The organism is Pseudoalteromonas sp. SR43-7, from assembly GCF_014163785.1.
GTDB classification, from domain to species: Bacteria; Pseudomonadota; Gammaproteobacteria; order Enterobacterales; family Alteromonadaceae; genus Pseudoalteromonas; species Pseudoalteromonas distincta.
On sequence record NZ_JACJDY010000029.1, the window covers coordinates 13,006 to 24,597 of the forward strand.

General features: G+C 39.7%; 12 protein-coding genes. 6 read left to right on the top strand and 6 right to left on the bottom strand.

Going from position 1 to position 11,592, the window contains the following annotated elements:
- The first annotated feature begins 108 nt into the window (after positions 1–108).
- Together H5087_RS17875 and H5087_RS17880 are read left to right on the top strand one after the other, a co-directional pair.
- Positions 109–732 (top strand): hypothetical protein, encoded by a 624-nt coding sequence (locus tag H5087_RS17875; protein ID WP_149602927.1) that lies wholly within the window; start codon positions 109–111, stop codon positions 730–732.
- Positions 732–1,487 (top strand): DUF3307 domain-containing protein, encoded by a 756-nt coding sequence (locus tag H5087_RS17880; RefSeq protein WP_182672910.1) that lies wholly within the window; start codon positions 732–734, stop codon positions 1,485–1,487. Before H5087_RS17875 ends, H5087_RS17880 begins: the two co-directional genes overlap by 1 nt.
- 124 nt (positions 1,488–1,611) lie before the next feature.
- On the opposite strand, the gene H5087_RS17885 is transcribed toward H5087_RS17880, so the two are convergent.
- Together H5087_RS17885 and H5087_RS17890 are read right to left on the bottom strand one after the other, a co-directional pair.
- On the bottom strand, positions 1,612–3,006 hold the full coding sequence (locus H5087_RS17885; RefSeq protein ID WP_024595752.1) for a DEAD/DEAH box helicase: 1,395 nt from the start codon (positions 3,004–3,006) through the stop codon (positions 1,612–1,614).
- Between the two features lie 200 nt (positions 3,007–3,206).
- A complete protein-coding gene (locus tag H5087_RS17890) occupies positions 3,207–4,046 on the bottom strand; it encodes an isopenicillin N synthase family oxygenase (RefSeq protein ID WP_182672911.1) in 840 nt (279 codons plus the stop codon).
- Positions 4,047–4,579: 533 nt separating this feature from the next.
- Between H5087_RS17890 and H5087_RS17895 the strand changes: the two genes are divergently transcribed.
- Positions 4,580–5,782: a bifunctional alpha/beta hydrolase/OsmC family protein gene (locus H5087_RS17895; RefSeq protein ID WP_033040721.1), complete on the top strand. Its 1,203-nt coding sequence runs from the start codon at positions 4,580–4,582 to the stop codon at positions 5,780–5,782.
- Between the two features lie 58 nt (positions 5,783–5,840).
- On the opposite strand, the gene H5087_RS17900 is transcribed toward H5087_RS17895, so the two are convergent.
- Complete coding sequence (locus H5087_RS17900) at positions 5,841–6,608, bottom strand: alpha/beta hydrolase (RefSeq protein WP_182672912.1); 768 nt, start codon at positions 6,606–6,608, stop codon at positions 5,841–5,843.
- A gap of 129 nt (positions 6,609–6,737) precedes the next feature.
- Between H5087_RS17900 and H5087_RS17905 the strand changes: the two genes are divergently transcribed.
- Positions 6,738–7,061 carry a hypothetical protein gene (locus tag H5087_RS17905; RefSeq protein WP_007377991.1) on the top strand — a complete coding sequence of 108 codons (324 nt, stop codon included), beginning with the start codon at positions 6,738–6,740 and terminating at the stop codon, positions 7,059–7,061.
- Positions 7,062–7,133: 72 nt separating this feature from the next.
- Here the strand turns inward: H5087_RS17905 and H5087_RS17910 are convergent, their stop codons facing one another.
- The 3 genes from H5087_RS17910 to aspS all read right to left on the bottom strand — a co-directional run bounded on the left by H5087_RS17910 (position 7,134) and on the right by aspS (position 9,873).
- The gene (locus H5087_RS17910) at positions 7,134–7,730 is read right to left on the bottom strand and encodes a pentapeptide repeat-containing protein (RefSeq protein WP_182672913.1); all 597 of its coding nucleotides are present in this window, start codon (positions 7,728–7,730) and stop codon (positions 7,134–7,136) included.
- Between the two features lie 14 nt (positions 7,731–7,744).
- Complete coding sequence (locus H5087_RS17915; protein WP_182672914.1) at positions 7,745–7,975, bottom strand: hypothetical protein; 231 nt, start codon at positions 7,973–7,975, stop codon at positions 7,745–7,747.
- Positions 7,976–8,094: 119 nt separating this feature from the next.
- Positions 8,095–9,873 carry an aspartate--tRNA ligase gene (gene aspS / locus H5087_RS17920; protein ID WP_182672915.1) on the bottom strand — a complete coding sequence of 593 codons (1,779 nt, stop codon included), beginning with the start codon at positions 9,871–9,873 and terminating at the stop codon, positions 8,095–8,097.
- A 247-nt stretch (positions 9,874–10,120) separates the two neighbouring features.
- Between aspS and H5087_RS17925 the strand changes: the two genes are divergently transcribed.
- Both H5087_RS17925 and H5087_RS17930 read left to right on the top strand, forming a co-directional pair.
- Positions 10,121–10,969 carry a DUF72 domain-containing protein gene (locus tag H5087_RS17925; RefSeq protein WP_182672916.1) on the top strand — a complete coding sequence of 283 codons (849 nt, stop codon included), beginning with the start codon at positions 10,121–10,123 and terminating at the stop codon, positions 10,967–10,969.
- A gap of 24 nt (positions 10,970–10,993) precedes the next feature.
- Entirely contained in the window at positions 10,994–11,494 is a 501-nt protein-coding gene (locus H5087_RS17930; protein ID WP_182672917.1) for a M48 family metallopeptidase, read from the top strand.
- Positions 11,495–11,592: the final 98 nt, after the last annotated feature.

The following is an 11,592-nucleotide window of genomic DNA, read 5'->3' on the forward strand; positions in this document are numbered from 1 at the left end:
TAAAATAAGTGTACCTTGCAATTTATATTTAAGTAACCTAAATTAGTTACATACCCTTATGTAACCAATATTGGTTACATATTAAAAAGTAACCATTTTGAGGTTTTTATGATTGGTGTGATCAGCGGCGATATTATTAAATCGCAAACAATCCCTAAGCAGCAATACGATGCCATGCTTTATCAACTAGAGCAAAGTTTGCGAAACATTTCGGGTGAGCAAACACTTTGGAATATATACCGAGGCGATGCCTTTCAGTTACAAGTTAATAATCCTCAGCTCCTTTTTAAAAATGCCATACTTGTATATTTACACCTTAAATCTTCAGGTTATGAACTACGACAAAGCTTGGCACTTGGGCAAATAGATAACCCACGCAGCGATATAAAAACAGCAACCGGTTCTGCTTTTACTCTTTCGGGACAAGGCCTTGATAAAATAGGCAATCAACGCTTTGTTTTTAATATTAACGAGCAGCAGCTCGATGAAAGCTTAAATCTTAATTTAGCCTTTGCCGACGTATTGCTCACTAAAATCACACAAAAACAAGCAAATGCCCTGTACGTCTATTTAACGTCACCAGACAACAGCCACGCGGCACTAGCTAAAGAGCTTAAAACAAGTCGCGAAAACGTAACCAAACTACTAAATTTAGCGCACTACCAACTTATAGAGCGCTTTATTAAGCACACACAACACGTTATAAAAAATATAATTAAAGGAGGTGAATAATGGCGTTTTCACTTTTACTGGTCGCGCTTATTATTGGCCACTTACTCGCTGATTTTTACTGGCAACCTATGAGTTGGGTAAACAACAGAAATACCCGTCACTTTAAAGCCAGTAAGCTTTATTTTCATGTACTAGTGCATGGTGTAACAAGTGCACTCATTATTACCCTGTGGGAATACACATTCGGGTGGCAGCAACTAAGCAGTGTTTTAATTGCCACGGCGAGCATTATGCTGAGCCATTACTTTATTGATATAGCTAAATCGTATTCTGATAAAGGCGTGGTGCCTTTTTTACTAGATCAAATAGCGCACATACTCGTTATTATTGCGCTCAGTATTTGGTTAACTGATAACAGTAGCTTTATGGCTGCAATTAAAAATATGCTCACTGATCCCAAAATACTGTGGGTGGTATGCGGTTATTTAATTATTTTAAGTCCCAGCGCCGTATTTATAAGAATGATGTTAGAGCGTTTAACAAGTAACTTTTCAAGTACTGGTAGCTTACCACTTGCAGGGCAAAGCATAGGTATGTTGGAACGCGTACTTATGCTGAGCTTTATATTGCTTGACCAATTTGCAGGGCTGGGTTTTTTACTTGCGGCAAAGTCGGTATTTAGGTTTGGTGATTTAAGTGCAAGCAAAGATAAAAAGCTTACCGAGTACGTTATGCTCGGCACATTACTTAGCGTAAGTGTGACTTTATTTATAGGCTTGGGTATTAACTATTTAATCAGGCAGGCAATACAGTAAGTACAGATTACAGACAATAAAAAACGCGCTACTTCTATTTAATTAAAGAAGGGAGCGCGTTTTTTGTATCTGCCTTTAACTAAATTCTAAATTAATTAAACGCTAGTGCAATCACTAATAATGATTAATCGTTATTTGTGCGACGACGGCGTTGGCCATTACCGCCAACAGATTCACGCTTTGCCCATGGGTTTTGCGCGCTGTCATCTGTTTTAGCAGCTGGCTTTTTAGAACCACCACGGCGTGGGCCGGTACCATTACCACCATTGTTCGGCTTTTTACTGTTAGGCTTGCTGCTATCAGATTTAGGCTTATTAAAAGGCTGCTTTTTCTTAGGCTTTTTAGCCGGCAGTGGGCGAGCATCTAATGCGCGTTCAGCTACTGGATTAATAGGCTCAAAACCGTCTTCTTCAGCACGTGGAATAAGCTCACCAATAAAGCGTTCAATACCATATAAATCAACAGCATCATCAACCGTTACAAACGAAATCGCATGACCCGACGCACCAGCACGGCCTGTACGGCCAATACGGTGAACGTAATCTTCATATACATTTGGCAAATCGTAGTTAACAACATGCGGTAATTCAACAATGTCTAAGCCACGTGCAACAATGTCTGTTGCTACTAATACGCGTACTTCACCACTTTTAAAACCATCAAGTGCTTTAACACGTGCGCCTTGTGATTTATTACCATGGATAGCCGCGCCTACAATGTCATCGCGTTCAAGTTGTTTAACTAAGCGGTTAGCACCGTGCTTTGTACGGCTAAACACTAATACTTGTTGCCAATCGTTAGTGCGAATTAAGTGGCTTAGCAATGCTGTTTTACGTGTTTTATCTACCGCGTAAACGCACTGAGTAACACTTTTTGCAGTAGTATTTTTTGCAGCAACTGAAATTTCAACAGGGTCATTAATTAACCCTTTTGCTAATGCACGAATTTCGTCAGAAAATGTAGCCGAAAACATCAAGTTTTGACGTTTAGCAGGCATTTTAGCAATTAAGCGTTTAATGTCATGAATAAAGCCCATGTCTAACATGCGGTCAGCTTCATCGAGTACAAGCACTTCAACGCTATCAAATTTAACTGCATTTTGATTATGTAAGTCGATTAAACGACCCGGCGTTGCTACTAAAATATCAACACCTTTACGAAGACGCTGCATTTGTGGGTTAATTTTAACGCCACCGTAAACTACAAATGAGCTCACATCCGAATGCTTAGCGTACTCTTCAACGTTTTCGCTTACTTGCAAAGCAAGCTCACGTGTAGGCGTTAAAATAAGTGCACGTACGTGGTTACTTTTAGCTTTAGGGCCCGACGACAAACGCTCAATAAGTGGTAATGTAAAACCCGCTGTTTTACCTGTACCTGTTTGTGCTGCTGCCATAACGTCACGGCGTTCAATAATTGCAGGAATTGCTTGAGCCTGAATCGGCGTTGGCGTTTCATAGCCCTTTTCTAAAACCGCATTAACCAAAGACTGTGATAAACCTAAACCTTCAAAACTCATATAAACTCTCTTTTAAATAAGGCTACATTAGCCAGTTGCGCGCATTATACCTGTAGTAGCTAAGAATGCATGCCATTATTTACGTTGCAGGCAATTGAGCATAGTTTATTAAAATTAAACCTGTGATTAAGTTGCTTAAAAATGCAAAAAACGGCCATAGGCCGTTTTTTGTTTATACTTAATTACTCTAAGTATTAGAGTTACTTAACACCTAACTCACGCAAACGTTCTTGCAAGTAGCTATCTGCCGTGTAGCGCTCTGAAAGCACAACATCTGGATGCGGGTGTAAAAATAACGGTAATGAAATACGCGATTTAGTAGATGCTTTACCCGTTGGGTTAATTACACGGTGAATTGTCGATGGAAAATACCCACCCGACGCTTCTTGTAGCATGTCGCCGATATTAATAATTAAGCTGCCAAAATCACATGGCACGTCTAACCAACCGCCATCTGTTTTTTGAACTTGTAAACCAGGCTCATTAGAAGCTGGTAATACAGTCAATAAATTAATATCGCCATGGGCTGCTGCGCGAATAGCACCTGGCTCTTCATCACCCGTCATTGGTGGATAATGTAGGATACGTAACAATGTTTGCTCAGAATCGGCAATCATGTCTTTTAAATCAATCGAAAACTTAGCACGCACATCAGCTGGTGCTTCAGCCTGAACCCAGCTTAATAATGTGCCAGCAAATTCACTTGCTAAACGGTAGTATTCACGTACGTCAGCTTCAAGTTGAGCAGGAACGCGACCTTTAGGGTACACATGGAAGTACTCTTTAATGTCTTTTACTGTAAAGCCTTTCGCTACTTCTGATACTGAAGGCGGAAAGTAACCGTCTTGAGTTTCTTTAGAGAATAAAAAGTCGTGCTTTTGCTCTGAGTTAAAAAAGTCTTGCCAATTTTTGTAAATAGACTCAACTAAAGACTGTGGGATTGGGTGGTTTTTTAAAACGCCAAATCCAGTATTTCTTAACGATTCAACAAATTGTGCAGCCGCATCGGGAGCTTTATAATCAACAGTAGGTAATTGCATTGTACGTTCCAGTGAATAGGTTGTGTGAAGTGAGTTGCTTTTAATAGTGCTAAATTACTTATATAAAGTAGCAAAGCCTTCATTATAGCGCTATGCGAGGATAGACAAATGACCTCAAAAACATAAGGACATATGTCCGCAAAGCATAGTCACCGCCACTTTGCTTGATCAAGATCAACTTATAAAAAAACGTTGAATTTGCAAGGTTTAGTAACTATCTCTGGTCTACTAGGGCGTGCTGACCTTTGGTGGGTGAATTTGCAGCAGACTGTTTGGTATTTAAGCAAGGCAGAGCTTATGATGTGTGGTTGTTCCCCATAAATAGGCGATAACGCAGCATAAATGCCAAACATGCGCTACCCTTTGGGTTCTTTCTAGGGACGATTAACTCTTTGTTGCTCGGTTTTTACTTAGTCCACTAGGTTACAAACCTCGCGCCGCGATTAAATCGCCCCTAGATTGAACAAATTTCAATCCACAACGGTCAACACGCCCTGACAGAATATATTTTATTTGTGTAAATAAGGCTCCCCATGCGACAAAAAGTATCTTTTAAAAGCGGCGATTTAGAACTTGCCGGCCAACTTGAACTTCCCTCTGGTGACGTTAAGTTTTACGCGCTATTTGCACACTGCTTTACATGCGGTAAAGACATTGCAGCAGCTACACGGATTAGCCGTGCACTCACACAACAAGGGATTGCCGTACTGCGTTTTGACTTTACTGGTTTAGGTAATAGTGATGGTGATTTTGCTAACAGTAACTTTTCATCAAACATTCAAGATTTAGTATCTGCGGCAAATCATTTACGTGAACATTTTGCTCCGCCGCAACTACTCATTGGCCACAGTTTAGGCGGGGCAGCCGTTCTTGCTGCTGCTGAGCATATTCCTGAAGTATCGGCTATTACAACCATTGGTGCACCGTCAGATGCGCAGCACGTAGCGCATAACTTTGAAGCACACCTTGATGAAATTAACGCAGCAGGTGAAGCTAAAGTAAACTTAGCTGGTCGTGAATTTACCATTAAAAAGCAATTTATTGACGATATAGCCAAGTACGATAAAAGCCACATTAGTAAGCTTAAGCGCGCATTATTAGTAATGCACTCCCCTATTGATGCGACGGTAAATATTAGTGAAGCTGAAAAAATTTATGCATCAGCTAAACACCCTAAAAGCTTTATTAGTCTAGATAACGCCGATCACCTTTTAACAAATAAAAACGATGCTGACTACGCTGCACAAATAATTGCAACGTGGGCAAACCGTTATGTTAAGTACGACAAAACTAAATACACGGCAAGTTTAACGGGTGGCAATGTACTCGTTGAAGAAAAAGACCACGTATTTACTCAGCACGTAAGTACAAAAGATCATACTTGGCTTGCAGATGAGCCAATAAAAGTAGGCGGTAAAAACTTAGGTCCCGATCCGTATCATCACTTATTAGCGGGGCTTGGTGCCTGTACGGCCATGACACTGCGTATGTACGCTACACGTAAAAACTTACCACTGGAGCATGTAAAAGTAGAGCTTGATCACACTCGCGATTACAACAAAGATTGCGACGATTGTGAGCAAACCGGTAACCTTGAAGCCATTACCCGTAAAATCACCTTACGTGGCGACTTAACTGAGCCAGAGCGTCAGCGTTTACTCGAAATAGCCGACAAATGCCCAGTGCATAAAACACTACATAATAACCCTGTTATTGTTAGTGAACTGGTAGAATAACTGCCGTAAAATAAATATAGCGCAGGTAACACTGCGCTATGATTTAACTTTTATATACCTAACTTTTACTATCTAAAAATCCCTCTACTTCTTTACTCATTCTACCCACCAGCCATTTTGGCCCGCCATCGTACATATAGTTATGGCGCGATTTTTCTATTAGTGTTTGTGTAACAGGAAACTTATCCAGCTCTGAATCGTTTAACAGCACATCCGCATCAGCTGGGTAATCACTACCGCGTAGAGTAAGTACGCGTATATTTTTATTGCGTGGGATCAACATGCGGCGATGATCGAGCGTAATAATAGTGCTAACTTCATTGGGGTAAATAGAGCCATATAATGCGGAAATATCACCGCCATTAGAATGCCCAAATAAGGTGAGTTTTGTAAAGTCGTATGCTGGGTATTTACTCGATAGCTCATTAACTAAAAACTTAAGCGCCACTACGCCACGGTGCCAGTTTTCCATGCGAGTGGTTAAGTAAGGCTGCTCACGGTTTAAGTTAGGGTCGGTTTCTAATTCATGTGCAACTGCTATTGTTAAATATCCACGCTGATTAAACGCATTACTGGCAAACGTATACCCGTTATGGCTAATCCCGTAACCTGCGTTAATGAACGCTACAGGGCATTTTACTTGTTCAGTGCACTTAGCATTGTTACTTGGTAGTGTGATATTGATAGGAATAGTGCGATTACGGCTTTCATCAGTTATAACGCCATCGTTTGCATAGCTTGTTACGCCGATTACTGATTTACTTATTACTGGTGTACTTAGAGCTAGTACACTTAACAGTAAAAGCTTTTTAAGTGTTTTTTGCATATTTAAACTTATATAAATTATTGTTTTTAATTAAAAATAACTTTTACTTTATAGGTTTGCATTCTCTATTGTCAAACTATGCGATAATAACCGCCATTGTTTAAATATATTTAGTAAAAGATCCAATAAATGAAATCATACAATAGCATTCAAGAACGCATAGAAATTTTAGAAGACAAACTAACTGCAATACATGACGAAATCGAAACACTAAAAACCCCTGCTAAAAACAACAATGAACGTATTATTTTTAAGTTTATTGAAACAGGCAGCACAGGTAAAACGAAGGATTTTGTTCGTGAGTTAGGTATTAAATCACCACGTGACGGTTTGTTTTCATCAGGTGACGTTACAAAACTAATTAAAGATGGCGCTGAAGATATTTCACCAGCGTTATTAGCAATCGCAAGACAGCTTGCCAGTGCACGTAATAAAAATGGCCCTAGCCGTTAATTACGCAGTCACGCAGTATCTAGAAGCCCAGCCAAGCTGTCGCTTCTAGATATGTAATCATATTAAACTAAATTAATCACATAGTTCTATATTAAGGCTGGTAAGCAAGTTTAGTGCTTCGAAGCGATCAAACTTAGCATTCGCTAAAATATTATTATTCAAATCTATATTAAACGCTGTCGCACCTACAAAATCACATTTTGTTAAGTTAGTTTGAAAAAACTCACTATCGCGAAAATCTGTTCCTGTAAATTCACTACCGCTTAAATCAGCGTGTCTAAAATCAACATTTTTGGCAAAACAGTGTGTTAATTTGAGGGCTTTGAGGGTTAATTCAAAAAAAGAACTATTACTGAGCTCGCAATAATTAAAGCTCACCGGTGCGTTAATACTAAGCGCTGGCCAATCCACGTCAGTCCATTGCAGACTATTTAATTTGCAGTGGCTAAAACTTACATCTTCAAGCGAGCTGTAGTTCCATTTAAGTGACGATAAATTACAGTTTTTAAAGTTGCACTGTATAAATCGGCAATTTTTAAACTGCCCGTCTGAAAAGTCGCAATCGGTAAATGTGCACTCTTCAAACTCAGAATTTTCAGTTAGTTGCTCTTCGTGCTGCAAAGCATTAAATTGCTCGTCGAAGTAGTGATTATTATTTGAAATTGACACTATTAACCTAGTTTTTAATGGGCGTAGACGTTATTTTTAGGTAAATCTTTTTTAAGCGCAAGCACTGCAATAAAAATCAAAGCAAATAGTGGAAATAGCGCTAAACAGCCACCCACAAAAGCTAAAACGCCAGGCATAGTACTTTTACGCTTACCTATTTTGTAGCTAATTACAGCAAAAATAGGAATACTCAGCACAATAAAAAAAACTAAAAATTCACCAAGTAAGGTGGCATTGATCGACATAATAATTCCTTTTTCGTCTATTCGATTAAAATACATGTTGCTGAAAATTTAACCACAAAAAAACCCTTAAGCATATAACTTAAGGGTTTTTAAATTTAGCTCAATAAGCTAAACAAAAATTACTCTTCGCTAGGTATCGCTTTTTCAACAACACTAATTGCAAGCTCAGCTAACGAATCCATATTAGGCTTACTAGGCGCGTTAGTTAATAAACACGACGCTTGTGTTGTTTTAGGGAAAGCAATAACGTCACGAATGTTATCGGTACCACATAAAAGCATTGCTAAACGGTCAAGGCCAAATGCTAAACCAGCATGTGGTGGTGTACCGTATTTAAGTGCATCAAGTAAAAAGCCAAATTTGTCTTGTTGCTCTTGCTCGTTAATACCTAAAATTCTAAATGCAGTTTCTTGCATATCTGCATTATGAATACGTACCGAACCGCCACCTACTTCGTAGCCGTTTAATACCATGTCGTAGGCATCTGAAATAGCCGCAGCAGGGTTTGCTTCAAGCTCACTTGCAGTAATATCTTTTGGTGCAGTGAATGGATGATGCACAGCATGTAATGTGCCCTCGTCATCTTCTTCAAACATTGGGAAATCTACAACCCAAAGTGGTGCCCAACTGTTAAGGTTAGTGATTTCTAAGTCAACACCAATCTTAACGCGCAGTGCGCCCATTGCTTCGTTTACTGTGTTACGCTTATCGGCACCAAATAAAATGATATCGCCAGACTGTGCATTAGTACGCTCAAGTAATTTAATAATTACGTCTTCGCTTAAAAACTTAGCTACTGGTGATTGAACACCCTCAGCGCCTGCAGTGTGGTCATTCACTTTCATCCACGCCATGCCTTTAGCGCCGTAAATACCAATAAACTTAGTGTAATCGTCAAGCTGTTTACGAGAAAGCTTAGCGCCACCCGGTACAGTTAATACAGCAACGCGACCTTTTTCGTCGTTAGCTGGACCTGAGAAAACATTAAACTCTACGTCTTTAACTAAATCTGCAACATCAACTAACTTCATTGGGTTACGTAAATCTGGCTTATCAGAACCGTAAAGGCTCATTGCCTCGCTGTAAGGCATGATTGGAAAATCGCCTAAATCAACGTTTAACAATGTTTGCCACATCTCGCGGATCATTTTTTCAGTCATACCACGTACTTGATCAGAGCTCATGAACGAGGTTTCTATATCTATTTGGGTAAATTCTGGTTGACGATCGGCACGTAAATCTTCATCACGGAAACATTTAACAATTTGGTAGTAACGGTCGAAACCCGACATCATCAACAATTGCTTAAATAACTGTGGAGACTGTGGTAAAGCGTAAAAACTACCTTTATGAACGCGGCTTGGCACTAAGTAATCGCGTGCGCCTTCTGGCGTTGCTTTAGTAAGTACAGGTGTTTCGATGTCTAAAAAGCCGTTTTCATCTAAAAAGCGACGAACAAAGCTGCTTGCTTTAGCACGTAATTTAATACGATCACTCATTTCTAGACGACGTAGGTCTAAGTAGCGGTATTTTAAACGACGCTCTTCTGAGTTTACTTGGTTAAAATCAAGTGGAAGCGGTTCAGAGCGGTTAATAATTGTAAGCTCAGTACCTAAAACTTCTATTTCACCTGTTGCCATATCTTTATTTACTTGGCTATCAGGGCGTGCACGTACAGTACCTTTTAGCTGAACACAAAATTCTTGGCGAAGTGTGTTAGCTGAACTCATTAACTCTTCAATGTCAGAGTCGAATACAACTTGTACTAAACCTTCTCTATCGCGTAAATCGACAAAGATAAGTCCACCAAGGTCACGTCGTTTGTTGATCCAGCCACATAGTTCAACTTCTTGATCTACGTGAGTTTTATTTAGCTGTCCGCAATATATAGAGCGCATAGTTTTCCTGTCAGATAAAAGGCTTAAACGGTTATATTTATTTGTTTTAAGGCGTGTGATTTAAAAAACAGGTCACCACAATACAAATAAAGCCGCTAGCAATCTAAAAATAATCAAATTAAGCCCTGCATTATACCCAAGTAGTATTAAGATGCTAGGGCGTGTGCCGCTTTTGCCCCTGAATTTACAGCAGCTCGTTTTGTTATTTGCTACACTATCGCCACTTTATAATAAGGCGCTAGTTTGTATGTTATATATTGGATGCCCGCAGTGGTCGAGTAATGCATGGAAAGGCAATTTATTTTCAAGCCAATGTAAAAGCGCCGATATGCTTAGCCAATACGCACAACAGTTTAACTCTGTTGAAGGCAATACCAGCTTTTACGCTGTTCCTGCGCCAAGTACCGTATTGCGCTGGGCAAACAGCGTACCCGATGATTTTAAATTTACGTTTAAGTTTAATCGTCGCTTTAGCCACGAGCTGCACCTAACTAATGTTCAAACCGAGCTTACTGATTGGCTTAACTTGTTCTCCCCTATTTTAGAAAAAACCGGGCAAATAATGCTGCAATTACCTAAAGCATTTGGCCCTGGTGACTTACCCAAACTCGCCCAATTTATTAGCCTATTACCAAAAGAGGTTAATTACGGTGTAGAGGTACGTCATACTGCGTTTTTTCAAAAGGGCGAAGCCGAAATAGCGCTTAATCAGTTATTAATGGCAAATAACATAAATCGCATATCGATGGATACTCGCGCCCTATTTGCGGTAAAACCAACAACCGAAGCGCTAATAGATGCACAGCAAAAAAAGCCGCATTTACCGGTACATGCAATAGCTACTGGCTCAGAGCCCATGGCGCGCTTTGTTATCGCCGATTTACAAAACGACTATAAACCCTTTTATAAACCGTGGCTGAGTAAAGTAAAACAATGGCTTGATGAAGGAAAAACGCCCTATGTGTTTTTTCATACGGCAGATAACCGAGAAGCGCCATTATTAGCAAGGCAGTTTTGCAAAGACCTTGGTTATGATCACAAAGCATTAAACCCATTTACTGGCGAAAAAGAAGCCCACCAGCCAGCACTTTTTTAAAAGTAAAACGACAGAGAAATAATAATGAGTGAATACGCACGTTACTTTACCGGCTACCCAGCTAACATTGTTGAGCAAGTATTAAGCCTTATAGATAACAACAAGGTATGTGACTACTTACTTAAAAAGTACCCGCAAGCACATACCATTACTAGCGATAAATTACTTTATAGCTATGCAACCGAGCTTAAAAAACAATATTTAAAAAATGCACCACCGTTTGGGCGCGCAGCATTTAAAAAGCAAGGCGACATGGTCACCAACGCACTTGGTACACATACGTATCGAATGCAAGGTAAAACCCGTAAACACGATTTAGCGATAAACAGCGACTTGCTCCGCGCTCCCGAGCCGTTATTAAAAGCGTTAGTGGTACATGAGCTCGCCCACTTTAAAGAAAAAGACCACAACAAAGGTTTTTATCAACTTTGCTGCCATATGGAGCCGAGTTACCACCAGCTAGAGTTAGATTTAAGAATTTTTTGTGTGGTAGTCGCAATGGGTGAAAATCCTTATTTAAAATAAGGATTTTAGCGTTCTTTAACTGAGTGAAAATAAAGCCATGCTTAAGTTAATATTTCCTTTCATAACCAAACGCTTATACCCAGTCTTTATCCACGTAA